Origin of the sequence: Rhodopseudomonas sp. NSM (assembly GCF_052445935.1) — a bacterium.
Classification (GTDB): Bacteria; Pseudomonadota; Alphaproteobacteria; order Rhizobiales; family Xanthobacteraceae; genus Rhodopseudomonas.
The window spans coordinates 255,208-279,964 of sequence record NZ_JBQTCH010000006.1; the positions used below are offsets into that span (position 1 = coordinate 255,208).

Consider the following 24,757-nt stretch of genomic DNA (forward strand, 5'->3'; position numbering starts at 1 on the left):
TCGTCAGTGCGAGGAAAGCGAAGGATCCTCGGCCGTCATCCTGAGCGCGCGACAATCACCCCCGTCATCCTGAGGTGCGAGCGCAGCGAGCCTCGAAGGATGAGCGACGGGTGCCCCTAAAACTCGCCGTGCAGCCTCGCGGTGAACACCGAGACCGGGCCGCGGTCGGCGTTGTAGGCCGGGTTGACGATGAACTGGTAGTCGGCCGTCGCGGTCCAGGCGCGGTTGATCGCGTAGGCGTAGTAGGTCTCGAGCAGATTCTCGCGGCGATAGTTCAGCGCGCCGTCGCCGATCAGCGGGCCGAGCCCGCCGGCGGCGAGAAAATCGCGGTGGTCGCGCGACAGCCCGTTGGTCGCGCCGGCGATGCCGATGACGTCGTCCGGCCGGCCCCAGCGCAGGCCCCGGATCGAGACGCCGCCGGACAGGCTGTCGTCGATGTCGGTGAACGCCATGATCTCGTTCTTGCCGTCGTTCCAGCTCCAGCGCCCGAACAGGCCGATGTCGTCGCTCAGCGCCTGTTCGAGATTGAGCGCGTAGCCGTATTTGATGCGGCCGCGCCTCGTCTGGCTGATGTCGAGGTTCAGCAGCGGATTATCCAGCGTCTCGCGATAGCTGCCGGCATAGACGCTGTTGAGGAACGCCAGCGTGCGCAGCTTGCCGGGCTGGCCGAACAGCGTGTAGCGCGTCTCCAACTCGGCGACATATTGGCCGCGTGCGAACAGCTTCATGTCGAAATTGTTCGAGTTGGATTCGGCGTCCATCAGGAAGTAGCCGGCGCGGATCGCCCATTGCTTCTGGTTCAGTTCGGCGGTGGCGCCGTAGGTGAGGCCGAGCTTGTCGGCGGCGTAGTCGAACGCGCCGGAGGCCCAGATCGACCAGTTCATGAAGTCGCGGCGCGGATCGTGCGCGTAGGCATTGCCGTCGAACGCGTCGACCACGCTGAAGCGCCCGACCTGCAGCGTCAGCCGCGAGATGTCCGCCTTGCCGGAGAGCTGCGACGCGCTGGAGGCGAGCTGCTCCTGCTCGCCACCGAGGCCGAAGGTCTGGCGCAGATAGAACCGCGACGGGCTGATATGCGGGTAGGCGAAGCCGGACTTCTGCCCCTCGCCATTGGGGAAGCCGGCGACGCCGACGGTGTCGCTGAGCCCGAAGCCCTGCAGGAATTCCGGGCCGAGGTACAATTCGCCGCCGTCCCACAGCCGGACATTGGCGAACAGGCCGGAGCTCCAGGTCGATTTGAACTGGGCGTTCGGCGTGAGACTATTGGCGCCGCTATAGGGCGCGCGGAACGACGGATAGCCCTGGCCGACCACGGTGGTCTGGCCGTGGATTTCCCAGCGGTCGGAGTCCGGATCGGCGACCGCCGCGAACGGAGCGGTGTCGCCCGCGCCGAGCCAGTCGATCCGGCGGTTGACGCCGACGCGCAGCGTCTGGAGCTTGAGCTGTGTGTCGTAGCGGGCGCCGGTCGGCAGCGTCACCGAGTCGTTGCCGAAGTCGCTGTAGAGATATTCGATCCGGGCGCTCCAGTTCGGCGTGAAGCCGTATTCCAGGCCCGCGCCCGCGGCCCAGCCGATCCGGCCGTTCAGCACCTTGCCGGCGCCCGGTTCGGTCAGATAGCGCTCGTGCTCATAGGCGAGGCCGCCGGTGACGTAGCCGAGCCATCGCCCCGCGGTGACGCCGAGCCGGGCCCGCAGCGTGCCGTAGAAGTCGATGTGCTGCTGCGCCGTCGAGGCGTCATTGTCGAATTCCGACAGCACCGCATTGGCCGGCAGATAGCTCGGAAACGAGATGTCGGCCTCGACGCCGAGCAGCACGCCGGACCGCGTCAGAACATTGTAGCCGGCCTGCGCGCCGGCGGTGACGCCGCCGGAGCCGTTGCTCTGGCTCGCCGCGAAGGTCGGATCCTGCAAACCCGCGTCGGCGTGGCCGCGGAGGTAGCCGGCATGGGCGCCGACATAGAAGCCGCTCCAGTTAGTGGCCGGGGAGGGCAATGCCTTCAGCGCGTCGGCCGCGGAGGCGGCCTGCGGCAGAGCCAGGCCGCCGAGCATCAGCGCGGTCGTCACGATTGGGCGCATGGTCGCGCAGCGTCGCTGATGGATCATTGCAGACTTCACATGAATATCGCGCGGTCTTGGCCGCGCGAGTCGCCGGACAGCTTCGCTGATGGATCGCAAGCTGACGAAATCCAGGAACGGTTTGGCTGATTTGCCGGTTTGCGTCGAGCGCATGCCGCCGTGCCGGGCACGCGGTCGTCGCTTACCGGAAGACCTCTAGCCGCGCGATCTTTACGCCCGTGTGACGGGGCGGCCAAGATATCCGGTATCGCGATGCGCGGAATCCGAATGCAACTGTTGGTCGTGCATCGACGAAGTGACCCGCCCGGGGGGACGGCCGGGCGGGTCTGCCTCCGACACGGGGTGGATGAGGCGCCCGTGCCGGACGCAACTCCACGCGTGTGGATCGGCTCAGTCGCAGGCCCGGACCCGGCCGATATAGGCGCCGTAGTAGTTGTATTGCGGCACCCAGACGCAGTGGCGATAGCCGGCCACGTAATACGGGCTGCCGGCGGCGATCGCGCTGCCGACCACCGCGGCGCCGAACAGGCCGGCGGCGACGCCGAAGGCCGGGCCGGGACCCTTGGCCTGCGCCTGGGTCGAGGTGGCGAGCGCGCCGGCGGCGACGATCGCGGTGAGGGCGAGGGCGGCGAATTTGCTGTTGAACGACATCTGACAACTCCATCCTGTGCGAGGCGGCCCGTCGTGGTCCGCATGCAGGGTGGTCGGTGCGATCGAGGGCGCGGTTCGGCCGGCGCTGCGGCGCGTGTGCGCCAGGTCACTCTGGAAGGACGTGGATCAGGCCTGCGGCGCGGCGCCGAGTGCTGCGAGGTCGAAGCGGTCGACATCGGCCAGCAGCTCGCAGAAGGCGCGGGCGCCGTGGTCGAGCGCCTGCCGGCCCTTGTCGGCGGTGGCGGCCGTCGCATCGCCGATCGCGCCGCTCGGGTGCAGATCCTGCGCCGCCCAGGCGAACGGCGCCGGCCGCTGCGCCGACAGAAAGCGGAAGTCCTGCTCCATCGCCAGCGTGGCCGGGCGGAAATCGGCGATCCGATCGGTGCGGACAAGGTGCGGCGCGTGCGCCAGCATGATCGAGGTCTCGACCGCGCCGCCATGGATGCCGTGGCGCAGCTCGTCGGCCGCGAACAGCCCGTCGGGCAGGCCGAACCGCGCCCATCCGGTCGTCACCGCCAGCATGCCGTGCCGCGCCCGCAGCTCCTGCGCCACCAGCCCCATCGCCGCGCTGTTGCCGCCATGGCTGGTCACCATCACCAGCTTGCGCACGCCGGCCTGCGCAACGCTGTCGCCGATCTCGGTCCACAGCCGCAATGCCGTTTCGGTCGACAGCGTCAGCGTGCCGGGAAACGACAGATGCTCGCTCGACAGCCCGACCGGCTGCAGCGGCAGGAACGTCGCCGGCAGCTCCGCCGGTAACAGCTCGTGCACCCGCGCCAGATAGGCTTGGGCGATGATCACATCGGTGCCGAGCGGCAGATGCGGGCCGTGCTGTTCGGTGGCGGCGAGCGGCAGCACCGCGATCCAGCGCGCCGGATCGGCATCGCCGATCTCCGGCCAGCGGATCTCGGTCCAGTCGCGGGGAGGAAGCGTGGTCATGAATTCGTGACTCGGGCGCGTTCCGGGCGTGCGGCGTCCGCCCGCATCAATGGTTCAAATGCCCGCATTGTTTCGCTATCTATCCTCGACCGGACCCAACCGCGCCGCCCCGCTGCTCCCATCATGGGCCAAAACGAACGACGGAGTCCAATCATGACCCCCGCCTTCCTGCTGCGAGCGTTAACCGGGGCCGTCGTGGCAGCGTCGCTGGCGTTTCCGGCCATGGCCTCGCCGCCGCCGGCTCCGGCCAAGCCGGTCGAAAAGCCCGCCCCGCCGCCTCCGCCGCCGAAGAAGCCGCCGCCGCCGAAGCTGCAGCCGGTGCGAAAGGTTCCGGAGGGCGGCTTCGACAAGGTCTCGTTCGGCACCAACTGGGTCGCCGAGGGCGAGCACGGCGGTTTCTTCCAGGCGGTCGCCGACGGCACCTACAAGGCCTACGGCCTCGACGTGACGATCGTGCCGGGCGGTCCCAACGTCAACAACCGCGCGCTGCTGCTCGCCGGCAAGCTCGATTTCTTCATGACCGCCAATACGCTGCAATCGTTCGACGCGGTCGCCAACAATGTCCCGGTGGTGGCGATCGCCGCCATCTTCCAGCGCGACCCGCAGGTGTTCCTGAGCCATCCGGAATCCAGGGTCGAGAAGCTCGAGGATCTGAAGCGGCTGACGCTGTTCGTCTCCAAGGAGGGCATCGCCAGCTACTTCCAGTGGCTGAAATCCGAATACGGCTTCAGCGAAGCCAGGGTGAAGCCCTACACCTCGAATCCGCAGCCCTTCATCATCGACCGCAACTCGGCGATGCAGGGCTACGTCACTTCCGAGCCGTTCGTGATCGAGCAGAAGGCGAAGTTCAAGCCGAACGTCCTGCTGCTCGCCGATTACGGCCTCGACGGCTATTCGACGCTGATCGAGACCCGGCGCGACCTGATCGACAAGAATCCCGAGATGGTCCAGCGTTTCGTCGATGCCTCGATGATCGGCTGGTACAACTACCTCTACGGCGACAATTCGGCCGGCAACGCGATGATCAAGTCGCTCAATCCGGAGATGACCGACGAGATGCTGGCCTATTGCGTCGACAAGATGAAGGAACACGGCATCGTCGATTCCGGCGACGCGGTGAAGAGCGGCATCGGCGCGATGAGCGACGCGCGCTACGCCAGCTTCTTCGACAAGATGTCGCGCGCCGGCGTGATCAAGCGCGATCTGGATTTCCGCCAGGCCTATACGCTGCAATTCACCAACAAGGGCGTCGGCGTCGATCTGCGGCCGAAGAAGTAGCGCCGCCGCGATGGCCGTCGCCTCATTGTCCGATCCAGCCCGCCCGGCCTTGGCGCCCGCGATCCGGCTGCGTGCGGTGACCAAGGCCTATCGCAACGGCGTGCCGGCGCTCGGGCCGATCGATCTCGACATCGGCCGTGGCGAGTTCGTTGCGCTGCTTGGGCCGTCCGGCTGCGGCAAGTCGACCGCGTTGCGGCTGATCGCCGGGCTTGCGCAGCCGTCCGCCGGCCGCATCGAGGTCGCCGCGGCGTCGTCGCAGCGCGGGCATTCGATCGGCTTCGTGTTTCAGGAGCCGACGCTGATGCCGTGGACCAGCGTGCGCGGCAATGTCGGCCTGCCGCTGAAGCTCGCGCGCGCGCCGTCCGCCGAGATCGCCCGCCGCGTCGACGCGGCGCTGGCGCGGGTCGATCTGTCGGATTTCGCCGAGGCCTATCCGCGTGAACTGTCCGGCGGCATGAAGATGCGGGCGTCGCTGGCGCGCGCGCTGGTGACCGATCCGGACATCCTGCTCATGGACGAGCCGTTCGCCGCGCTCGACGAAATCACCCGCTTCCGGCTCAACGACGATCTCCTGGCGCTGTGGCGCGAACTCGGCAAGACCGTGCTGTTCGTGACGCATTCGGTGTTCGAGTCGGTGTATCTGGCACAGCGCGTCGTGGTGATGTCGCCGCGGCCGGGAACGATCGCGGCGGATTTCCGGATCGCGGCGCCCGAGCCGCGCAACGAGGAATTCCGCACCTCGGCGGACTACGCCGCGCAATGCCGCGAGGTCTCGCGGGCGCTCGCCGAGACCGGCGCATCGAAGGTGCGCGCATGAGCGAATCCGAGCCGACCGAATTGCAGCCCGTCCGCCTCGGCGCGGCGCGCCTGCTGCGCGTGCTGCTGCCGGTCGTGGTGCTCGCCGCCGGCGTCGCGGCGTGGGATCTGGTGGTGCGGCTCAATCAGATCCCGCCTTATATCCTGCCGGGTCCGGGGCTGGTGGCGCAGACGCTGGTGGCCGATTGGCCGGTGCTGTCGGCCTCGCTGCTCGCCACGCTGGCGACCACGCTGCAGGGCTTTCTCGTAGCCGCGGTCGGCGGCATCGCGCTGGCGCTGCTGTTCAACCAGTCCCGCTGGGTGGAGTACTCGCTGTTTCCCTATGCGGTGGTGCTGCAGGTGACCCCGGTGATCGCGATCGCGCCGCTGCTGCTGATCTATCTGCCGCAGGAGACCGCCGTCGTGGCCTGCGCCTTCATCGTCGCGTTCTTTCCGGTGCTCGCCAACACCACGCTCGGGCTCAACTCGGTCGATCGCAATCTCGCCGGGCTGTTCCGGCTGTACGGCGCCTCGCGCTGGCAGACGCTGCTGCGGCTGAAGCTGCCGGCGGCGCTGCCCTACATCCTCGGCGGCCTGCGCATCGCCGGCGGGCTGTCGCTGATCGGCGCCGTGGTGGCGGAGATCGCGGCGGGCTCCGCCGGCGCCGGCTCCGGCCTCGCCTACCGGATCGCGGAGTCCGGCTACCGGCTCAACATTCCCCGCATGTTCGCCGCCTTGCTGTTGCTCTCGGCGGCGGGCATTGTCATCTATGCGGCGCTGGCGCTGCTGTCGCATCTGCTGCTGCGGCGCTGGCACGAAAGCGCGCTCGGAAAGGAACAATAATGGCGGGGGAAACGGGCTCGGCGGACGCCATCGATCTGCTGATCTACGGGCCGAACAAGCCGGTGGTGAACGAGGGCTTTCCGCAGCGTTACGTCCTGCACCGATGCGAGCAGCCGGCCGATCTCGACCGCCTCGGCGACGACGTTCGGGCCAGGATTCGCGGCGTCGCGGTCACCGGCCTGGTGCCGAGCCGGGCGGCGATGCTGGCGCGCTATCCGAAGCTCGAGATCATCGCCTCGTTCGGCGTCGGCTACGACCACATCGATTCCTCTTGGGCGGCGCAGCACGGCGTCGTCGTCACCAACACGCCCGACGTGCTCACCGAGGAAGTCGCCGACACCGCGCTCGGCCTGCTGATCGCGACATTGCGCGAATTCGTCCGCGCCGACGCCCACGTCCGCTCCGGGCTGTGGGCGACGCAGGCCTATCCGCTCAGCAAGGGCTCGCTGCGCGACCGCACCGTCGGCATGGTCGGCATGGGGCGGATCGGGCAGGCGATCGCGCGGCGGCTCGACGCCTCGCTGGTGCCGGTGGTGTATCATTCGCGCAAGCCGGCGCCGGGCGTGAACTACAAGCATTATCCCGACCTGATCGCGATGGCGACGGAGGTCGACGCGCTGATCGTGATCATCCCTGGCGGCGCCTCGACATCGAAGCTGATCAACGCCGAGGTGCTGGCCGCGCTCGGTCCGCGCGGCGTGCTGATCAACGTCGCGCGCGGCTCGGTGGTCGACGAGCCGGCGCTGATCGCGGCGCTGCAATCCGGCACGATCCTCGCCGCCGGCCTCGACGTGTTCGCCGACGAGCCGAATGTCCCGCAAGAGTTGCGCGCGCTGCAGAACGTGATCCTGCTGCCGCATATCGGCTCGGCCTCGGTGGTGACCCGCAATGCGATGGATCAGCTCGTGGTCGACAATCTCCAGGCGTGGTTCGACGGCAAGCCGCCGCTGACGCCGATCCCCGAAACCCCGGTGAAGGGCCGCTGAGATGAGACGCTGCGTCGCCGCCGCCATGCTGTTGCTGTTGAGCGCCGCGCCGGCGCCGGCGCAGGACGCCGCGGCGCTGACCAAGGCGATGGTCGGGCAGTGGGAGCTGTCGACCACCGAGCGCAGCAGGACCTGCGTGGTGACGCTGAAGCCGGAGGCCGCTCCGCAAGGACAGCAGGGGGGGCTTCAAGGGGGCGTGCCGGGCATGAAGCTCGACCTCGAGCCCGGCTGCGCCGCCGCGCTGCCTTTCACCAGCGATATCGCATCCTGGACCGTAAAGGGCCTCGACATCGTCCGGTTGCAGAGCGCCGCCGGCGCGCCGGTGATCGATTTCACCGAGGTCGAGAGCGGCATCTTCGAAGGCCTGCGCGCCAATGAGGGCGTCTACATCCTGCAGAATCTCGTCGCGGCGCGCTCGCTCGCCAAATCGATGGACCAGATGATCGGCGACTGGTCGATGGTCCGCGGCAGCGGCCGCGTCGTCTGCGGCCTGACGCTGACCAACAACGAGGCGACCACGCCGGACAATTTCGAGGCCTTTCTCAAGCCGCGCTGCGATCCACCGGTCGCGAGTTTCGGCCCGACGATGTGGCGGCTGGAGCGCGGCGCACTGATGCTGATCGCGCCGTCCGGCGAGATCTGGCGGTTCGAGGCCGACGACAACGCGCAATGGCGCAAGACCCCCGACAGCGCCGACCCGCTGATCATGCTGCGGCAGTGACCGCGGCGGGCCAAAGGCCGGCGCGTGGGTGGTGCGTAAGGCCTTGCAGAATTGGTGTTCTTCATTATGTAGTCACAGGAGACTACATGCGGAGATCGCCGATGAAAACGATCAACCTCAGGGAAGCCAAGGCGACGCTGTCGGCGGTGGTCGAAGCCGCCGAGGCCGGCGAGCCGGTGACCATCACGCGGCACGGCAAGGCGGCTGCCGTGGTGGTCCCCGTCGATGTCGCACGGCGGCTCTACCCGGCCCGCAGGGGTTTTGGCGAATTCCTGATGGGCTTTCCGGGCCTTCCTGAAGAGATCGAGCGCAATCCGTCACCGGGCCGCGAGATCGACCTGTGAGCGATCCGTCCGGCTTCCTGGTCGATACCTCGATCGTGTCGGCGTTTGCGCCGGATCGCCCAGCGGTGGCCGAGCAAACGGCGCGGTGGATGATCGCGCAGGGCGAGGCCGAGCGGCTGCATTTGTCGGTCATCACGGTGGCCGAGATCGAGCGCGGATGCCGCAAGCTCGCCCACGCCGGCGGCACGGCACGGGCGCAAGCGTTGTCCGCATGGTTGCGCGAACTGATCGACCTCTATGGCGACCGGCTGCTGCCGATCGATGCGGCGACGGCGCGGATTGCCGGCGCGATCGAAGACCAGGCGATCGCGAACGGCGTCCATCCCGGCTTCGCCGATGTGCTGATCGCAGCGTCCGCGCGAGCCCATGCGCTCTCCGTGTTGACGGCCAACATCAGTCATTTCCGCCCGCTCGGCGTGAGCTGCTTCAATCCGGTCGACGGGCTTCCGGAATCTGAGCCGCCAACGCCCTCATGGTGAGTGAGTCGCGCAGCGCCGTCTCGAACCATGAGCGCTGCAGGCTCAATCATTTCTCTTACTAACAACACCGTCATGGCCGGGCTCGTCCCGGCCATCCACGTCTTGCATGAGGTGAGGTCCAAGACGTGGATGCCCGGCACAAGGCCGGGCATGACGAAGTGCTGGCATCTTGATTAGTCAACACGACGCGGTCGGCGTCATCCTGAGGAGCCTGTTCGTCCGCGCACATGCGCGGACGAACGGGCCTCGAAGGATGGCCGCAAGCACCAGCGCCAACCACGTGCATCCCATCCTTCGAGGCGCGCAAGGGCGCGCACCTCAGGATGACGGCGGCTCAGAATGCCGGCGGAGCAAATTCAGGATGCCGGCGGGGCGAGTGGTTAGTTCGCTCAGATCCCCGCCATCATCACGTATTTGATCTCGACATATTCGTCCATGCCGTGATGCGAGCCTTCGCGGCCCAGCCCCGATTCCTTGACGCCGCCGAAGGGAGCGACTTCGGTGGTGATCAGGCCGGAATTGACGCCGACCATGCCCGACTCCAGCGCCTCGGCGACGCGCCACACCCGGCCGAGATCGCGCGCATAGAAGTAACTGGCGAGGCCGAACGGCGAATTGTTCGCCAGCTTGATGACTTCGTCCTCGGTCTTGAAGCGGAACACCGGGGCCAGCGGGCCGAACGTCTCCTCATGGGCGACCAGCGCGTCGGGGCGCACATCGGCCAGCACGGTCGGCTCGAAGAAGGTGCCGCCGAGCGCGTGGCGCTTGCCGCCGGTGATCACCTTCGCGCCGTTCGACACCGCATCCGCGATGTGCTTTTCGGTCTTCTCGACCGCGGCTTCGTTGATCAGCGGGCCCTGCGTCACGCCCGGCTCGGTGCCGTCGCCGATCGTCATCGCCCTCACCTTGGCGGCGAGCTTCTCGACGAAGGCGTCGTAGACGCCGTCCTGGACGTAGAGCCGGTTGGCGCAGACGCAGGTCTGGCCCATGTTGCGATATTTCGACACCATCGCGCCCTCGACCGCGGCGTCGAGGTCGGCATCGTCGAACACGATGAACGGAGCGTTACCGCCGAGCTCCAGACCGAGCTTCTTCACGCCCACGGCGGCCTGCCGGTAAAGGATCTTGCCGACCTCGGTCGAGCCGGTGAAGCCGACGAAGCGCACCGCCGGATGCTCGCAGAACACCTTGCCGATCGGCGGCGCGTCGCCGGTGACGATGTTGAACACGCCTTTCGGCACGCCGGCCTTCTCGGCCAGCACAGCGAGCGCCAGCGCCGAGAACGGCGTCTCTTCGGCCGGCTTCAGCACCACGGTGCAGCCGGCGGCCAGCGCCGGCGAAACCTTGCGGGTGATCATCGAGTTGGGGAAGTTCCACGGCGTGATCGCCGCGCAGACGCCGATCGGCTGCCTGATCGCGATCAGCCGGGCGTCGGGGCGCTGCGTCGGAATGGTTTCGCCATAGACCCGGCGGGCCTCCTCGGCGAAGAATTCGACATAGGCGGCGCCGATATCGACCTCGCCGAGCGCCTCGGTCAGCGGCTTGCCCTGTTCGGTGGTCAGGATCAGCGCCAGATCCTCGCGATTGGCGACGATCAGCTCGAACCATTTGCGCATGATGTTGGAGCGCTGCTTCGCCGTCAGCTTGGCCCACGCCGGGAACGCGCGCTCGGCGGCTTCGATCGCCGCGGTCGCATCGTCCGCCGTCAGGCCGGGAATCCGCCCGATCTCCTGGCCATTGGCCGGATTAGTCACGGCGATCGACCCGGTGCCGGTCCAGGCGCCGTCGATGAAGCACTGCTCGCGCAGCAGTGACGGGTCTTTCAGGCGGTCGCGCAGCGACGAGGCGGCATCGGACGGGCGGGCGGCGGCAGTTGGGGACATCGGTCTTCCTCGAGATTTGACGTCGGCGCGCGGGAGCCTGCGAGCGAAGCGGGTCCCGGCCTGTGAGGAAGTATAGGAGCATCTCGCGCGGTTGGCACGGACCCGGCGTCATTGCAGCACTGCGGCGGCGGCGTTCGCGCCGCAGTGCGAAGCAGGATTCAGGCAGCGCGGCTGAACCAGGTCTCGCGCCGTTCGATCATATGCTCGGCGGCGGTCCGGGCGTCGGCACGCGTCGCGGTGGCGCAGACGCGATATTCCAGATCCGGCGTCGGCGCCGACGTGCGGCGGCCGAACCAGCCCCCGAGCCGTTTCGGCTGCACCTGCAGCTGGCCGAGCGCCACCGCGAGATTGTCGGCCGCGGCGAAGCCGAACAGCGATCCGTCGTCGGCATTGCGGATCTCGTAAACGCCGGGGCCGACCGGCGCTTCGATATTGCCCCGGCCGTCACGGGGATAGCGCTTCCACGCACTCCAGGTTGGGATCATCGAACTCTCCGGGGCTGCACGGCCTGCGTTTGTAGTTGTGGGATTGTGACGCCGCAGATTGATGCGAGGTTCAACCAACTGCGGCCGGATTTTGAACGTCGATCCGCGCCGATCGTTCCGTGGCCATCGAACGGTCACCAATTCGCCGAACCCGCCGCCGCGTCTGTGGCGCCGCCGCGCTGCAGTGTAGCGCTTCACGACTGCGCGACGATGTCGCTCCGTCGATCTGCCGCCTTGCCTATCCGGAGTTTGGGCGGAACAATGCCCCCGTTAACAAAACAACAACCGGGAGGATCAAATGCAGGACGGAGCCAACATCGATCAGTCGTTGCGGCAGATGTGCGAGCGCGGGGAGATTCCCGGCGTGGTCGCGCTCGCGGGCAACTCCAGCGAAGTGATCTATCAGGGCGCGTTCGGCAAGCGCGATCTGTCGAAGCCGCAGCCGATGACGACCGACAGCGTGTTCTGGATCGCGTCGATGACCAAGGCGATCACCGCCGCGGCGGCGATGCAGCTGGTCGAGCAGGGCAGGCTGTCGCTCGACGAGCCGATCGGCCAGGTGCTGCCCGATCTCGCCGCGCCGCTGGTGCTGGACGGCTTCGACGCCGACGGCACGCCGAAGACGCGGCCGGCGAAGACGCCGATCACGCTGCGCCATCTGCTCACCCACACCGCCGGCTTCTGCTACGACATGTGGAATGCCGACATGGTGAAGTACATGGAGCGCCACGGCATCCCCGGCATCATCGGCTGTCAGGAAGCAGCGCTGAAGACGCCGCTGGCGTCCGATCCCGGCACCCGCTGGGAATACGGCATCAATATCGATTTCGCCGGCAAGGCGGTCGAGGCGGCGAGCGGCGTCAAGCTCGACGCTTACTTGCGCGACCACGTCTTCGCGCCGCTCGGCATGACCGACACCGGATTCAGGATCGGCGACGCCCAACGGCAGCGGCTGGTCGCGGTGCATGCCCGCGGCGAGGACGGCTCGCTGTCGCCGATTCCGTTCGAGGTCGCGCAGGAGCCCGAATTCCACATGGGCGGCGGCGGGCTGTACGGCACCGCGGCGGACTATCTGAAGTTCACCCAGATGATCCTCAACAAGGGCCGCGGCGCTGGCGGTCAGGTGCTGAAGCCCGAGACCGTCGCGCTGATGAGCCAGAACCACATCGGCGACCTCAACGTCACCCGGATGAGTTCGGCGATTCCCTTCGCCACCAACGACGTCGATCTGTATCCCGGCATGGACAAGAAGTGGGGGCTGAGCTTCCTGATCAACACCGAGGCCACGCCGGAAGGCCGCAGCCCCGGCAGCCTCGCCTGGGCCGGCCTCGCCAACACCTATTACTGGATCGACCCGGCGCGCGACGTCTGCGGCGTGATCCTGATGCAGGTGCTGCCGTTCGCGGACGGCAAATGCCTCGAGGCCTTCGCCGGCTTCGAGCGCGGCGTGTATCAGGGGCTGGTCGCCGGCCAGAAGGCGGCCTGACGGCTCTCGCGCGACTTGCCGGCGGGGCTCGACAAGCCCCGCCGGCGGCGCGATCATCGATCCGAACCAAAAAAACACGCCGGCCGATCAGGTCCGGTGCACGGCGAGGAAACCAAGGACGTGATCGACAAAGCTCCCGATAAAGCTCCCAGCTATGTCTGCGGCGTCTCCGACGCGCCGCTGCTCGGCATCACCATCGGCCAGGCGCTCGATCTGGCGGCGCAGCGCTGGCCGGACCGCGAGGCGCTGGTGTCGCCGAGCCACGACGTGCGCTGGAGCTGGCGCGAATTCGCGCAGCGTGTCGATGCGCTGGCGGCGGGCTTTCTGGCGCTCGGGCTGGAGCGCGGCGCGCGCATCGGCGTGTGGTCGATGAACCGGCCGGAATGGACGCTGACGCAATTCGCCGCCGCCAAGGCCGGGCTGATCCTCGTCACCATCAATCCCGCCTACCGGCTGAGCGAGCTCGAATTCGCCCTCGCCAAGGTCGGCTGCGCGGCTTTGGTCACCGCCACCGCGTTCAGGACCTCGGCCTATCTGGAGATGCTGAATACGTTGCTTCCGGAGCTTTCGCGCGCGCAGCCCGGCGCGCTGCAGTCGGCCAGGCTGCCGCAGCTCCGCGCGGTGATCCAGATCGGCGGCCCGAAATGCCCGGGCACGATCGCGTTCGACGAAGTGGCCGCGATGGGCGGCGACCGCCATCGCGAGGCGATCGCCCGGCTGGCCGACGAGCTGCAGTTCGACGACGCGGTCAACATCCAGTTCACCAGCGGCACCACCGGCTCGCCCAAAGGCGTGACGCTGACGCATCACAACATCCTCAACAATGGTTACTTCGTCGGCCGCGCGATGAAGCTCACCGAAGCGGATCGCATCTGCATTCCGGTGCCCTTGTATCACTGCTTCGGCATGGTGATGGGCAATCTCGCCTCCGTCACCTGTGGCGCCACCATGGTGTATCCCGGTGAGGGGTTTGATCCGCTGGCGACGCTGCAGACGGCGTCGCAGGAGAAGTGCACCGCGCTGTACGGCGTGCCGACGATGTTCATCGCCGAGCTCGATCACCCGGACTTCGCGAGTTTCGATCTGTCGTGGCTGCGGACCGGCATCATGGCGGGCGCGCCGTGCCCGGTCGAAGTGATGCGCCGCGTCGTTGATGCGATGAACATGCGCGAGGTGACGATCGCCTACGGCATGACCGAGACCAGCCCGGTCAGCTTCCAGAGCGCCGTCGACGATCCGGAAGAGCGGCGCGTTTCAACGGTGGGCCGCATCCATCCGCATGTCGAAGTTAAGGTGGTCGATCTCGAAGGCCGCATCGTGCCGCGCGGCGCCCGCGGCGAACTCTGCACCCGCGGCTACAGCGTGATGCTCGGCTACTGGGACGAGGCGGAGAAGACCGCCGACGTGCTCGACGCCGCCGGCTGGATGCACACCGGCGATCTCGCGGTGATCGACGAGGAAGGCTTCTGCAACATCGTCGGCCGCATCAAGGACCTGGTGATCCGCGGCGGCGAGAACCTGTATCCGCGCGAGATCGAGGAATTCCTGTATCGCCATCCGAAGATCCAGGACGTGCAGATCTTCGGCGTCGCCGATCCGCGTTACGGCGAGGAGCTGTGCGCCTGGGTCCGCATCCGCCCGGGCGAAGCCCTGACCGCCGACGAGGTCCGCGCCTTCTGCCAGGGCCAGATCGCCCACAACAAGATCCCGCGCTACGTCGAATTCGTCGACGAATTCCCGATGACGGTCACCGGCAAGATCCAGAAATTCGTGATGCGCGAGAAGGTGGAAGAGAAGCTTGGGCTGGTCGCGGCGAAGACGGCGTGAGGAGTTGCTGCCAAGCGGGGGTGCTGGACGTAACAACAAGCACGACGTCATTCCGGGGCGCGCGAAGCGCGAACCCGGAATCCATACTCCCTGGCCTCGCGGTGATGCCCGGCGACCGCATCGCTGTGCCGAAGTAACAGCGGCGGTGATTATGGATTCCGGGTTCGCGAGCTGCGCTCGCGCCCCGGAATGACAGAAGATGGTGTCGTCGCTCTTGGCCGAACTACACCGGCAGCCCGTGCTGCTGCGCCAGCTCTTTCAGCGACACAAGCGGCCGGGCGCCGATGTGCTGGATCACTTCGGCGGCCGCCAGCGCGCCGAGGCGGCCGGCGTTCTCGTAGCCGGCGTCGCGCACCAGGCCGAACAGGAAGCCCGCGGCGAACAGGTCGCCGGCGCCGGTGGTGTCGACGAGCTGGTCGATCGAAGCTGCCGGCACCAGCGTGACGGCGTCGCCCTCGACCACCGCGCAGCCCTTCTCGCTGCGGGTGACCACGCCGAGCCCGACGTCCTGTGCGAGCGCCTTCAGCGCGGTGTCGAAATCCGAGGTCTGGTACAGCGCATGCAGCTCCGACTCGTTGGCGAAGATCAGGTCCACGGTCTTGCTACGCATCAGCTCCAGAAATTCGCCGCGATAGCGGTCGACGCAGAACGCATCCGACAGCGTCAGCGCCACCTTGCGGCCGGCGCCATGCGCGATCGTCGAGGCTTTCAGGAACGCTTCCTTGGCCTGCGGCGGATCCCACAGATAGCCTTCGAGATAAGTAATCGCCGCCGCGGCGATCTGCGCCTCGTCGATATCGGACGGCCGCAGATCCTGCGCCGCGCCGAGAAACGTGTTCATGGTGCGCTGGCCGTCCGGCGTCACCAGAATGTAGGAGCAGCCGGTCGCCGGTCCGTCCGCCGCGGGCCGGGTGTCGAATGCGACGCCGGCGGCGCGGATGTCGTGGGCGTAGAGCTTGCCGATCTGGTCGTCCTTGATCTTGCCCACATAGGCGGTGCGCGCGCCGAACGAGGCGAGCCCGACGATGGTGTTGGCGGCGGAGCCGCCGGAGATCTCGGTGGCCATGCCCATGTCGGCGTAGATCGCGGCCGCGCCCGCCTCGTCGATCAGCGCCATGCCGCCCTTGGTCATCTTGTGGCGGAGCAGGAAGTCGTCCTCGGTGCGCACCAGCACGTCGAACAGCGCGTTGCCGATGGCGAGGACGTCGTATTGGGCTGAGCTCATCGAGATTGGTTTCCATTGCGGCGAGGGGGAATCGGACCGCGGTTCTGCGGCAGGGGCCGGTGCATCGCCGGCCACGCGAAAGGCGCGCCGACCTATCACGATCGGCGGCGCTGCGGCAAGCGAGCGCGGTTCCCGGATCAGGTCCGCCACCTGCACTTCGTCATCCTGAGGAGACCGGCGCAGCCCGCAGGGCGAAGCCGGGCGTCTCGAAGGATGGCCGCGGGCACGCCGCGTTTCTGTCAGCCTCATGGTTCGAGACGGCGCCCATGGCAGGCCGTGCCGGTCTGCGAGGTGGTGCCGGGCGCCTCCTCACCATGACGGGCTGCGAGTTGAAAACGGGGCCGCCGCTATCGCGCGCCTTTACCAATCAACCACTCAACCGCGCTGCGCCCGGCCCCTGCGCCCGCAATCCGGCTATAAGGCCGGGATGATCCGCCCGATTCTCACCGTCTCCGCCGGAACGCTGTCGTCGCGCCTGCTGGGATTCGTTCGCGACGCGCTGGTCGCGGCGCTGCTCGGCGCCGGGGCGGTGGCGGATGCGTTCTTGCTGGCGTTCCAGCTCGTCAATGTGGCGCGGCGGCTGCTCACCGAGGGCGCGCTGAATGCCGCGCTGGTGCCGGCCTGGCTGCGGGTCCGCGAGCACAACGGCGCGGTCGCGGCCGCCGCCTTCGCCGGCCGGCTTCTCGGCACCGTGGCGCTGGCGACGCTCGTGCTGGCGCTGCTGCTCGGCGTCTTCATGCCGCTGTTGATCGCGCTGCTGGCGCCTGGCTTCATCGGCCATCCGACGCTGGTGATGGCGACCCGCGACGCGCGGCTGATGCTGCCCTATCTCGCCTTCGCCGGCCCGGTCGCGGTGATGATGGGGCTGTTCAACGCCCAGGGAAAAGTCGGCCTCACCGCGTTCTCGCCGCTGCTGTTCAACCTCGCGCTGATCGCCGTCACCGCCGTGTTGTTGTTCGCCGGCGATGACGACATCGTCTCGGCGTGGATCCTGTCCGCCACCGTCGGCATCGCCGGGCTGCTGCAGCTCGGCATCCTCGTCCTCAACGGCCGCGGCGAGCGCCTCGCGACGCCGCTGCGGGTGTCGTTCGACGGCGCGATGCGCGCCTTCTTCGCCAGGGCGATCCCCGGCATGATCGCCAATTCCGGGCCGCAGCTCTTGATCGTAATTGGCGCGAGCGTGGCGTCGTCGCAGCCCGCCGCGGTGTCGTGGCTGTATTTCGCCAACCGGCTGATCGAGCTGCCGCTCGGCATCGTCGGCGTGGCGATGGGCGCGGTGCTGGTGCCGGAACTGGCGCGCGCGGTGCGCGGCGGCGATCAGGCTGCGTTGTCGGACGCCGCCTCGCGCGGGCTGGAACTCGCGATCGGCGTGGCGCTGCCGGCGACGCTGGGGCTGATCGTGCTGAGCGAGCCGATCGTCCGGGTGCTGTTCGAGCACGGCGCGTTCACGGCCGCCGACACCGCGGCCACCGCGCAGGCGCTGGCGCTGCTGGCGCTCGGCCTGCCGGCGCAGGTGCTGGCGAAAAACTGGTCCGCGGCGTTCTTCGCCCGCGAGGATACCCGCACGCCGCTGCTCGCCACGCTGGTCGCCCTGGCGGTGGCGCTCGCCGCCGCGCTGCTGCTCGGGCGGACGTTCGGCGCCAGCGGCGTCGCCGTCGCGATCGTGCTCGGCGCCTGGAGCAACGCAGCCCTGCTGCTCGGGCGCGGCCTGAGCCGCTTCGGCGTCACCATCGATCGGGTGGCGCGGCGCCGCGTCGCGCTGATCGGGCTCGCGGCCGGCGTGATGGGCGGGCTGCTGGCGCTGAAAGCCGGCTTCGTGCTGCCGCTGGTCGCACAGGCTTCGACATTGGCACAGGCCGCCGCGCTCGGCGTGCTGATCGCCGGCGGCGTGATCGTCTATGCGGCGCTGCTGATGCTGTTCGGCGTGGTGCGCCCGGCGGCGGCGCTCGGGGCGCTGCGGCGGCCGCGCAGCTTGCGCGGCTAGCGCGCTTGTGCCACTTCACGGCGCCTTTCCCAGTACGCGCAGGAATACGACCAATGGCCATCACGCAGCGGGTTTTCTCCGGGGTCCAGCCGACCGGCAATCTGCATCTCGGCAACTACCTCGGCGCGATCGTGAATTTCGTGAAGCTGCAGGAGACCCACAACTGCATCTATTGCGTGGTCGATCTGCACGCCATCACCGTGCCGGTGACGGTCTGGGGCGGCCCGGACGAGCTGCGTCGCAACACCCGCGAGGTCACCGCGGCGTTCATCGCCGCCGGCATCGATCCGCAAAAGCACATCATCTTCAACCAGAGCCAGGTCGCCGAACACGCCGAACTCGCCTGGGTGTTCAACTGCGTTGCCCGGCTCGGCTGGCTCAACCGCATGACCCAGTTCAAGGAGAAGGCCGGCAAGGACCGCGAGAACGCCTCGATTGGACTATATGATTATCCGGTGCTGATGGCCTCCGACATTCTGGTCTACCGCGCCACCCATGTGCCGGTCGGCGAGGACCAGAAGCAGCATCTGGAGCTCACCCGCGACATCGCGCAGAAGTTCAACAACGACTTCGCCGCCTCGATCGCCGCGCAGGGCCTCGGCGACGCTTACTTCCCGCTGCCGGAGCCGGTGATCACGGGTCCTGCGACCCGGGTGATGAGCCTGCGCGACGGCACCAAGAAGATGTCGAAGTCGGATCCATCCGACTACTCGCGCATCAACCTCACCGACGACGCCGACGCGATCGCGCAGAAGATCCGCAAGGCCAAGACCGATCCGGAGCCGCTGCCGACCGAGGAGAAGGGCCTGGAGCCGCGCCCCGAGGCCGACAATCTGGTCGGCATCTATGCGGCGCTGGCCGGCAAGCCGAAGGCGCAGGTGCTGAGCGAATTCGGCGGCGCGCAGTTCTCGGCGTTCAAGTCGAATCTGGTCGATCTCGCGGTCGAGAAACTGTCGCCGATCGCCGGCGAAATGAAGCGGCTGTCGGCCGACCACGGCTATGTCGATTCCGTGCTCGCATCCGGCAGCGACCGCGCCCGCGTGATCGCCGCCGAAACCATGACGGCGGTCAAGGACATCATGGGCATGGTGCGGAAGAAGGGCTGAGCTGTTCTTTCGCCGCCCGCTACGCCCTCTCCGTCATCCTGAGGTGCGCGCCCTTGCGCGCCTCGAAGGATGGCCGCAGGCACCTCGCGCGCAGCCGCATCCTTCGAGGCTCGCTGCGCTCGCGCCTCAGGATGACGGCGTCGGGAAAGCGTCACCCGCTTGTCCGCCACCGCGCCGCCGTGGCAGCATGGCGGGGTTTGGGCGGGCGCGCGCCTTGGATCGGGGACAACCATGAGCAGCCAGCGACGCAGTTACGAATCCGGCCACAAGCCGAAATGCCTGGTCGTGGTCGACGACACCGCCGAATGGGATCGCGCGGTGTATTACGCCAGCCGCTGGGCGGTGCGGGTCGGCGGCGGCGTGGTGATGCTGCGGGTGATCGAGATTCCCGACCAGAACCAGCAATGGCTCGGCGTCGCCGATGTGATGCGCGCCGAGGCGATCGAAATCGCCGAACGGGCGCTCGACCGCGCCTCCGGCCGCGCCAATGGCGTCGCCGGCATCACCCCGGAGCGGGTGATCCGCGAGGGCGAGACCATCGCCCAGGTCCGCAAGGCGATCGACGCCGACGTCGACATCACCACGCTGGTGCTGGCGGCGAGCGACGGCCCGGAGGGCCCGGGCCCGATCGTCACCGCGATGGTCCGCCATCTCGGCTCGTTCCCGGTTCCGGTCGTGGTGGTGGCGTCGAGCCTGACCGACGACGACATCGACGCGCTGACCTGACCGCCGCCACCCGAAATTCGAAAAGTTGAATGCTTTCAAGCGACAATCGCCTTCCACCGCGGCCTGCCGGCTTGATCGTGCGTTCCGCGACGCCATCTGCTAGACACACCCCTACGCACCGGCCTTGAACCGGCGACGACGGAGATCCCCATGTTCATCCAGACCGAACCCACGCCGAACCCCGCCACCCTGAAATTCATCCCCGGCCGCGTCGTGCTCGACAGCGGCACGATGGAATTCACCGACCGCAGCCAGGCGGCGCGCTCGCCTCTGGCGGAGCGGCTGTTCGACGTCGACGGCGTCAGCGGCGTGTTCTACGGCTCGGATTTCGTCACCGTCACCAAGGACGGCGGCGACTGGCAGCATCTCAAGCCGGCGATCCTCGGCGCCATCATGGAGCACTACATGTCCGGCGCGCCGATCCTGGCCGACGGCAGGACGGATGGCGACGCGAGCGACGAGGACGACGAGTTCTTCGCCGAGCGCGACGCCGAGACCGTCGAGATCATCAAGGATCTGATCGAGACCCGGGTGCGCCCGGCGGTCGCCAATGACGGCGGCGACATCACCTTCCGCGGCTTCAGGGACGGCATCGTCTATCTCGCCATGAAGGGCGCCTGCTCCGGCTGCCCGTCCTCGACCGCGACGCTGCAGCACGGCATCCAGAACCTGCTGAAGCACTTCGTGCCAGAAGTGGTCGAAGTCCGCCCGGTCTGAGCGGCGCGCGCCCGCGCGCCATCCCGCATCCGACCGCCGCCCGGCCCGACGCAGCATGCTGCGTCGCGCCATGCGTGGCGTTGTCAGCGAATCTCTGTCGATCGTGTCCGTCAGGGCATGACGCGCGCGTTGCATTGCTGATATGCTCGCCGGATGTTGATCCTCGCTATCGATACCGCGCTCGACGCCTGCGCCGCAGCGGTGCTAGACACCGGCGCGAACCGGCTGCTCGCCCGGGAATCGCAGCCGATGCAGCGCGGCCATGCCGAGGCGCTGATGCCGCTGCTCGGCCGCGTGATGCAATCCTCCGGCATCGGCTTCGCCGATCTCGACCGCATCGCGGTGACGACCGGGCCTGGTAGTTTCACCGGGTTGCGGGTCGGGCTCTCGGCCGCGCGCGGCATCGCGCTCGCCGCCGACAAGCCGATCGTCGGCCTCACCACGCTGTCCGCCTTCGCCGCGCCGCTGGTCAGCGAGCGCGACGACACGCCGATCCTGTCGGCGATCGATGCGCGGCACGATCAGGTCTACTACCAACTCGTCAGCGGCAACGGCACGCGTCTGGTGTCGCCGCGCGTCGGCCCGATCGGCGAAGCGCTGGAAACCGTCCGCCACGGCGCGCCGCGGCTGGTCGGCAATGCGGCGGGCCTGCTCGCCGCGCGCTGGCCGGCGCTGACGCCGCCGGCGCCGCTGATCGATCAGCAGCCCGCCCCGGATATTTTCTGGGTCGCCTGGCTCGGCGCCGCCGCGACGCCCGAAGCCGCGCCGGCGCGGCCGTTCTATCTGCGCGCGCCGGATGCGAAGCCGCAGGCCGATGCGCTGGCGCGTGCGCAGCCCGCCGCATGACGCTGCTCAAATGATGCTGCTCAAATGATGACTTGGCTGGCCGAATTCTGGGGTTACGCCGACGCCGTCGTCGAGCCCGCGACGCTGCGCGACAGCCCGAAGCTGGCGCAGCTCCATGCCGCGTCGTTTCATTCGGGCTGGAGCGAGGAGGAATTCGCCGACCTTTTGAGCCAGCGCAACACGCTGGTCCACCGATTGCGTATGGGACGTAAGATCATCGGCTTCATCGCCTCGCGATTCGGGGCCGACGAAGCCGAGATCCTGTCGGTCGCTGTGGCCGCCGGCTACCGTGGCCGCGGCTTGTCGCGGGAATTGCTGCTGACGCATCTCGGTCACCTCGCCGGCCACGGTGTCGCCAAAGTGTTTCTGGAGGTCGAGGAGAACAACCAGCCGGCGCGGCGTTTGTATCAGCGCGCCGGTTTCGAGATCGTCGGACGCCGCGAGCGCTATTATCGCCAGCCCGACGGCGAACAATTGAACGCATTGATAATGCGTCGCGACTTGTCCTAGTTTTCGCGCGATGGCACAACCGCTCGTCGCTCCGTCCAATTCCAACAATGCGTTGACGCCGATGTCCGATATGAAGGCCACTGAAATCGAAGCCCGCTGTGCCGCTACCGGCATGCGCATGACGGAACAGCGGCGCGTGATCGCGCGGGTTCTCGCCGAGTCGGTCGATCATCCCGACGTCGAGGAGCTGTACACCCGCTGCGTCGCCGTCGACGACAAGATCTCGATCTCGACCGTGTACCGCACCGTCAAGCTGTTCGAGGACGCCGGCATCATCGAGCGGCACGATTTCCGCGAGGGCCGCGCCCGCTACGAACAGATGCGCGACAGCCATCACGATCACCTGATCAATCTGCGCGACGGCAAGGTGATCGAGTTCACCAACGAAGAGATCGAGACGTTGCAGGCCGAGATCGCCCGCAAGCTCGGCTACAAGCTGGTCGATCACCGGCTCGAACTGTACTGCGTCCCGCTCGACGACGACAAGGCCTGAGCCGTCGGGCGTCGCGCGCTGTCAGCCTCGCTCGAGGTCGAATACGAGGTCGAATAGTTGTGTGAACGACTCGTCATGGCCGGGCTTGTCCCGGCCATCCACGTCTTTGAACCTGGCCGGCGCTGAAAGGCGTGGATGCCCGGGACGAGCCCGGGCATGACGGTGGAAACGAAAGGGCGTGATTGACTTACGACCTCGTCATCTTCGATTGCGACGGCGTGCTGGTCGACAGCGAAGTGATTTCCTGCCGCGTCCATGCGCAGACGCTGACCCGCCACGGCTATCCGATCACCACCGAACAGGTCGCCGAGCGCTTCCTCGGCCGCTCCGGCCGCGAGGCGAGGCGCGAGATCGAGGCCGAACTCGGCCGCGCCTTCGACGACCAGCTCGAAGTGCAGTTAGTTGCCGATCTGCTGCGCAGCTTCGCCGAAAGCCTCGAACCGATTCCCTTCATCAACGATGCGCTCGACAGCATCGTGCAGCCGGTCTGCGTCGCCTCCAGCGGCACGCTGGAACGCATCGCCTTCGCGCTGACCCGCACCGGCCTGTACGCGCGCTTCGCGCCAAACCTGTTCTCCGCCGAGCAGGTCGAGAGCGGCAAGCCGGCGCCGGACCTGTTTCTCCATGCGGCGCGGCAGATGCAGGTGCCGCCGGCGCGCTGCGTGGTGATCGAGGACAGCGTTCCGGGCATCCTCGGCGCGCGTGCCGCCGGCATGGAGGTGTTGGGCTTTGTCGGCGGCAGCCATTGCCTGCCCAGCACGGACGCGCGGCTGCGCGCCGCCGGCGCCGCCGCGGTGTTCGATGATATGCGGCAATTGCCTGAAATTATTCGATAAAACTGCACGCGGAGGGGGCGCATGCGGTCCGCCGGCTGGATTTCGCCGCCTTTGCCCTGTAAGGCAGGGCTCCTTCACCCTCGAAACCCGGTTGTCATGGCCCCGCCGCGCAAGCTGCACATCAACTCCTATGGCTGTCAGATGAACGTCTACGACGCCCAGCGCATGGTCGACGTGCTGGCGCCGGAGGGTTTCGTCGAGACCGCCAGCGTCGACGACGCCGACCTGGTGATCCTGAACACCTGCCACATCCGCGAGAAGGCCTCCGAGAAGGTGTATTCCGAGCTGGGCCGGCTGCGGCTGGCGCGCGACGAGGCGGCCAAAGGCGGACGGAAGATGCAGATCGCGGTCGCCGGCTGCGTCGCGCAGGCCGAGGGCGAGGAGATCGTCCGGCGTCAGCCGGCGGTCGATGTCGTGGTCGGCCCGCAGAGCTATCATCATCTGCCGCGCCTGCTGGCGCAGGCGGCGCAGGCCGGCCGGGCGCTGGAGACCGAGTTCCCGGTCGCCGACAAGTTCGGCTTCCTGCCGCAGCCGCGCCCGGAGGCGATCCGGGCCCGCGGCATCTCGGCCTTCGTCACCGTGCAGGAAGGCTGCGACAAGTTCTGCACCTTCTGCGTGGTGCCCTACACCCGCGGCGCCGAAGTCTCGCGCCCGGTGGCGGCGATCCTCGACGACGTCGCGCGGCTCGCCGACAACGGCGTCCGCGAACTCACGCTGATCGGCCAGAACGTCAACGCCTATCACGGCGACGGCCCGGATGGCCGGCCCTGGACGCTCGGCCGCCTGCTGCAGCGGCTGGCGGCGGTTCCAGGCATCGTCCGGCTGCGCTATTCGACCAGCCATCCCAACGACGTCGACGACGACCTGATCGCGGCGCATCGCGACCTCGACGCCCTGATGCCGTTCGTGCATCTGCCGGTGCAGTCGGGCTCGGACCGGATTCTGGCGGCGATGAACCGCAGGCATACGGCGGCGGATTATCGCCGGGTGATCGACCGGTTCCGCGCGGTGCGCCCGGAGATCGCGTTTTCGTCGGATTTCATCGTCGGATTCCCCGGCGAGACCGAGGCGGATTTCGAAGCGACGCTCGCACTGGTCACACAAATCGGCTACGCTGGTTCGTATTCGTTCAAATATTCGCCGCGGCCCGGCACGCCCGCGGCGGAGATGCCGGAGATGGTGCCCGCAGCGGCGATGGACGAACGTTTGGAGCGGCTCCAGCAATTGATCGACGCTCAGCAATCGGCCTTCAACAAGGCCGCGATCGGCCGGACCGTGGACGTGCTTTTCGAGCGCGCCGGCCGCAAGCCGGGCCAGATCGTCGGCCGCACCGCCTATCTGCAGCCCGCCCATGTTTTTCCTGGTCATGTTTTTCCAGGTCATGTGATGGCGCCCGACAGCATCGTCGGGCAGGTCCTCCCGGTCCGGATCGACAGCCTCGAGCGCTACAGCCTGCTCGGCGAACTTGCGGCCATGCCGCCGCAGCAGCATGCACCTCCTCTGGCCGCTACTGGAGCCTGAG

At 67.8% G+C, this 24,757-nt stretch carries 24 protein-coding genes; 18 read left to right on the plus strand and 6 right to left on the minus strand.

Features of this window, described 5'->3' with window-relative positions; genetic code table 11:
* Positions 1-116 precede the first annotated feature (116 nt).
* From ACTZWT_RS17045 to ACTZWT_RS17055, 3 genes are all read right to left on the minus strand, one after another.
* The gene (locus tag ACTZWT_RS17045) at positions 117-2,075 is read right to left on the minus strand and encodes a carbohydrate porin (RefSeq protein WP_444770858.1); all 1,959 of its coding nucleotides are present in this window, start codon (positions 2,073-2,075) and stop codon (positions 117-119) included.
* A gap of 390 nt (positions 2,076-2,465) precedes the next feature.
* Complete coding sequence (locus ACTZWT_RS17050; RefSeq protein WP_322514814.1) at positions 2,466-2,726, minus strand: hypothetical protein; 261 nt, start codon at positions 2,724-2,726, stop codon at positions 2,466-2,468.
* A 126-nt stretch (positions 2,727-2,852) separates the two neighbouring features.
* Positions 2,853-3,665: a creatininase family protein gene (locus ACTZWT_RS17055; RefSeq protein ID WP_444770859.1), complete on the minus strand. Its 813-nt coding sequence runs from the start codon at positions 3,663-3,665 to the stop codon at positions 2,853-2,855.
* A gap of 153 nt (positions 3,666-3,818) precedes the next feature.
* On the opposite strand from ACTZWT_RS17055, the gene ACTZWT_RS17060 reads away from it, so the two are divergent.
* From ACTZWT_RS17060 to ACTZWT_RS17090, 7 genes are all read left to right on the plus strand, one after another.
* Positions 3,819-4,943 (plus strand): ABC transporter substrate-binding protein, encoded by a 1,125-nt coding sequence (locus tag ACTZWT_RS17060; RefSeq protein WP_444770860.1) that lies wholly within the window; start codon positions 3,819-3,821, stop codon positions 4,941-4,943.
* A gap of 10 nt (positions 4,944-4,953) precedes the next feature.
* Entirely contained in the window at positions 4,954-5,760 is an 807-nt protein-coding gene (locus ACTZWT_RS17065) for an ABC transporter ATP-binding protein (RefSeq protein ID WP_444770861.1), read from the plus strand.
* The gene (locus tag ACTZWT_RS17070; RefSeq protein WP_444770862.1) at positions 5,757-6,581 is read left to right on the plus strand and encodes an ABC transporter permease; all 825 of its coding nucleotides are present in this window, start codon (positions 5,757-5,759) and stop codon (positions 6,579-6,581) included. The genes ACTZWT_RS17065 and ACTZWT_RS17070 overlap by 4 nt, the downstream gene beginning before the upstream one ends.
* Positions 6,581-7,567, plus strand: a complete 987-nt coding sequence (locus ACTZWT_RS17075; RefSeq protein WP_444770863.1) for a 2-hydroxyacid dehydrogenase — start codon at positions 6,581-6,583, stop codon at positions 7,565-7,567. The genes ACTZWT_RS17070 and ACTZWT_RS17075 overlap by 1 nt, the downstream gene beginning before the upstream one ends.
* A gap of 1 nt (position 7,568) precedes the next feature.
* Positions 7,569-8,288 (plus strand): AprI/Inh family metalloprotease inhibitor, encoded by a 720-nt coding sequence (locus ACTZWT_RS17080; protein ID WP_444770864.1) that lies wholly within the window; start codon positions 7,569-7,571, stop codon positions 8,286-8,288.
* A gap of 101 nt (positions 8,289-8,389) precedes the next feature.
* A complete protein-coding gene (locus ACTZWT_RS17085; protein ID WP_322514807.1) occupies positions 8,390-8,632 on the plus strand; it encodes a type II toxin-antitoxin system Phd/YefM family antitoxin in 243 nt (80 codons plus the stop codon).
* Positions 8,629-9,111, plus strand: a complete 483-nt coding sequence (locus ACTZWT_RS17090) for a type II toxin-antitoxin system VapC family toxin (RefSeq protein ID WP_444770865.1) — start codon at positions 8,629-8,631, stop codon at positions 9,109-9,111. The genes ACTZWT_RS17085 and ACTZWT_RS17090 overlap by 4 nt, the downstream gene beginning before the upstream one ends.
* Positions 9,112-9,500: 389 nt before the next feature.
* On the opposite strand, the gene ACTZWT_RS17095 is transcribed toward ACTZWT_RS17090, so the two are convergent.
* Both ACTZWT_RS17095 and ACTZWT_RS17100 read right to left on the minus strand, forming a co-directional pair.
* Positions 9,501-10,994 carry an NAD-dependent succinate-semialdehyde dehydrogenase gene (locus ACTZWT_RS17095; protein ID WP_444770866.1) on the minus strand — a complete coding sequence of 498 codons (1,494 nt, stop codon included), beginning with the start codon at positions 10,992-10,994 and terminating at the stop codon, positions 9,501-9,503.
* A gap of 158 nt (positions 10,995-11,152) precedes the next feature.
* On the minus strand, positions 11,153-11,479 hold the full coding sequence (locus ACTZWT_RS17100) for a hypothetical protein (RefSeq protein WP_444770867.1): 327 nt from the start codon (positions 11,477-11,479) through the stop codon (positions 11,153-11,155).
* Between the two features lie 298 nt (positions 11,480-11,777).
* Between ACTZWT_RS17100 and ACTZWT_RS17105 the strand changes: the two genes are divergently transcribed.
* Together ACTZWT_RS17105 and ACTZWT_RS17110 are read left to right on the plus strand one after the other, a co-directional pair.
* Complete coding sequence (locus ACTZWT_RS17105; RefSeq protein ID WP_444770868.1) at positions 11,778-12,965, plus strand: serine hydrolase domain-containing protein; 1,188 nt, start codon at positions 11,778-11,780, stop codon at positions 12,963-12,965.
* A gap of 120 nt (positions 12,966-13,085) precedes the next feature.
* Complete coding sequence (locus ACTZWT_RS17110; RefSeq protein WP_444770869.1) at positions 13,086-14,792, plus strand: AMP-binding protein; 1,707 nt, start codon at positions 13,086-13,088, stop codon at positions 14,790-14,792.
* 223 nt (positions 14,793-15,015) lie between these two features.
* Here the strand turns inward: ACTZWT_RS17110 and ACTZWT_RS17115 are convergent, their stop codons facing one another.
* Positions 15,016-16,017, minus strand: a complete 1,002-nt coding sequence (locus tag ACTZWT_RS17115) for an adenosine kinase (protein WP_444770870.1) — start codon at positions 16,015-16,017, stop codon at positions 15,016-15,018.
* Between the two features lie 427 nt (positions 16,018-16,444).
* Here ACTZWT_RS17115 and murJ point away from each other — a divergent pair, with 427 nt between their 5' ends.
* The 9 genes from murJ (at position 16,445) to miaB (ending at position 24,756) form a co-directional block, all read left to right on the plus strand.
* Complete coding sequence (murJ, locus tag ACTZWT_RS17120) at positions 16,445-18,001, plus strand: murein biosynthesis integral membrane protein MurJ (RefSeq protein ID WP_444770871.1); 1,557 nt, start codon at positions 16,445-16,447, stop codon at positions 17,999-18,001.
* A 53-nt stretch (positions 18,002-18,054) separates the two neighbouring features.
* Entirely contained in the window at positions 18,055-19,107 is a 1,053-nt protein-coding gene (trpS, locus tag ACTZWT_RS17125) for a tryptophan--tRNA ligase (RefSeq protein ID WP_444770872.1), read from the plus strand.
* A gap of 231 nt (positions 19,108-19,338) precedes the next feature.
* Complete coding sequence (locus ACTZWT_RS17130; RefSeq protein ID WP_444770873.1) at positions 19,339-19,833, plus strand: universal stress protein; 495 nt, start codon at positions 19,339-19,341, stop codon at positions 19,831-19,833.
* Between the two features lie 150 nt (positions 19,834-19,983).
* Positions 19,984-20,550: a NifU family protein gene (locus ACTZWT_RS17135; protein ID WP_444770874.1), complete on the plus strand. Its 567-nt coding sequence runs from the start codon at positions 19,984-19,986 to the stop codon at positions 20,548-20,550.
* Between the two features lie 153 nt (positions 20,551-20,703).
* Positions 20,704-21,396, plus strand: coding sequence for a tRNA (adenosine(37)-N6)-threonylcarbamoyltransferase complex dimerization subunit type 1 TsaB (tsaB, locus tag ACTZWT_RS17140; protein ID WP_444770875.1), 693 nt, complete (start codon positions 20,704-20,706; stop codon positions 21,394-21,396).
* Positions 21,397-21,420: 24 nt separating this feature from the next.
* Positions 21,421-21,906 (plus strand): ribosomal protein S18-alanine N-acetyltransferase, encoded by a 486-nt coding sequence (gene rimI, locus ACTZWT_RS17145; RefSeq protein ID WP_444770876.1) that lies wholly within the window; start codon positions 21,421-21,423, stop codon positions 21,904-21,906.
* A 61-nt stretch (positions 21,907-21,967) separates the two neighbouring features.
* Positions 21,968-22,399, plus strand: coding sequence for a Fur family transcriptional regulator (locus tag ACTZWT_RS17150; RefSeq protein WP_444770877.1), 432 nt, complete (start codon positions 21,968-21,970; stop codon positions 22,397-22,399).
* A 182-nt stretch (positions 22,400-22,581) separates the two neighbouring features.
* Entirely contained in the window at positions 22,582-23,235 is a 654-nt protein-coding gene (locus tag ACTZWT_RS17155) for an HAD family hydrolase (RefSeq protein ID WP_444770878.1), read from the plus strand.
* Between the two features lie 96 nt (positions 23,236-23,331).
* Positions 23,332-24,756: a tRNA (N6-isopentenyl adenosine(37)-C2)-methylthiotransferase MiaB gene (gene miaB, locus ACTZWT_RS17160; RefSeq protein WP_444770879.1), complete on the plus strand. Its 1,425-nt coding sequence runs from the start codon at positions 23,332-23,334 to the stop codon at positions 24,754-24,756.
* The last annotated feature ends 1 nt before the right edge of the window (position 24,757 follow it).

Bases quoted from the DNA above. Each gene is read 5' to 3' on its own strand.
- ACTZWT_RS17045 (WP_444770858.1), bottom strand. From the start codon at position 2,075: ATGCGCCCAATCGTGACGACCGCGCTGATGCTCGGCGGCCTGGCTCTG.
- ACTZWT_RS17085 (WP_322514807.1), top strand. From the start codon at position 8,390: ATGAAAACGATCAACCTCAGGGAAGCCAAGGCGACGCTGTCGGCGGTG.
- ACTZWT_RS17075 (WP_444770863.1), top strand. From the start codon at position 6,581: ATGGCGGGGGAAACGGGCTCGGCGGACGCCATCGATCTGCTGATCTAC.
- trpS (WP_444770872.1), top strand. From the start codon at position 18,055: ATGGCCATCACGCAGCGGGTTTTCTCCGGGGTCCAGCCGACCGGCAAT.
- murJ (WP_444770871.1), top strand. From the start codon at position 16,445: ATGATCCGCCCGATTCTCACCGTCTCCGCCGGAACGCTGTCGTCGCGC.
- ACTZWT_RS17105 (WP_444770868.1), top strand. From the start codon at position 11,778: ATGCAGGACGGAGCCAACATCGATCAGTCGTTGCGGCAGATGTGCGAG.
- ACTZWT_RS17115 (WP_444770870.1), bottom strand. From the start codon at position 16,017: ATGAGCTCAGCCCAATACGACGTCCTCGCCATCGGCAACGCGCTGTTC.
- ACTZWT_RS17100 (WP_444770867.1), bottom strand. From the start codon at position 11,479: ATGATCCCAACCTGGAGTGCGTGGAAGCGCTATCCCCGTGACGGCCGG.
- tsaB (WP_444770875.1), top strand. From the start codon at position 20,704: ATGTTGATCCTCGCTATCGATACCGCGCTCGACGCCTGCGCCGCAGCG.
- ACTZWT_RS17080 (WP_444770864.1), top strand. From the start codon at position 7,569: ATGAGACGCTGCGTCGCCGCCGCCATGCTGTTGCTGTTGAGCGCCGCG.
- ACTZWT_RS17070 (WP_444770862.1), top strand. From the start codon at position 5,757: ATGAGCGAATCCGAGCCGACCGAATTGCAGCCCGTCCGCCTCGGCGCG.
- rimI (WP_444770876.1), top strand. From the start codon at position 21,421: ATGATGACTTGGCTGGCCGAATTCTGGGGTTACGCCGACGCCGTCGTC.
- ACTZWT_RS17050 (WP_322514814.1), bottom strand. From the start codon at position 2,726: ATGTCGTTCAACAGCAAATTCGCCGCCCTCGCCCTCACCGCGATCGTC.
- ACTZWT_RS17135 (WP_444770874.1), top strand. From the start codon at position 19,984: ATGTTCATCCAGACCGAACCCACGCCGAACCCCGCCACCCTGAAATTC.
- ACTZWT_RS17065 (WP_444770861.1), top strand. From the start codon at position 4,954: ATGGCCGTCGCCTCATTGTCCGATCCAGCCCGCCCGGCCTTGGCGCCC.
- ACTZWT_RS17060 (WP_444770860.1), top strand. From the start codon at position 3,819: ATGACCCCCGCCTTCCTGCTGCGAGCGTTAACCGGGGCCGTCGTGGCA.
- ACTZWT_RS17130 (WP_444770873.1), top strand. From the start codon at position 19,339: ATGAGCAGCCAGCGACGCAGTTACGAATCCGGCCACAAGCCGAAATGC.
- miaB (WP_444770879.1), top strand. From the start codon at position 23,332: ATGGCCCCGCCGCGCAAGCTGCACATCAACTCCTATGGCTGTCAGATG.
- ACTZWT_RS17150 (WP_444770877.1), top strand. From the start codon at position 21,968: ATGTCCGATATGAAGGCCACTGAAATCGAAGCCCGCTGTGCCGCTACC.
- ACTZWT_RS17055 (WP_444770859.1), bottom strand. From the start codon at position 3,665: ATGACCACGCTTCCTCCCCGCGACTGGACCGAGATCCGCTGGCCGGAG.
- ACTZWT_RS17095 (WP_444770866.1), bottom strand. From the start codon at position 10,994: ATGTCCCCAACTGCCGCCGCCCGCCCGTCCGATGCCGCCTCGTCGCTG.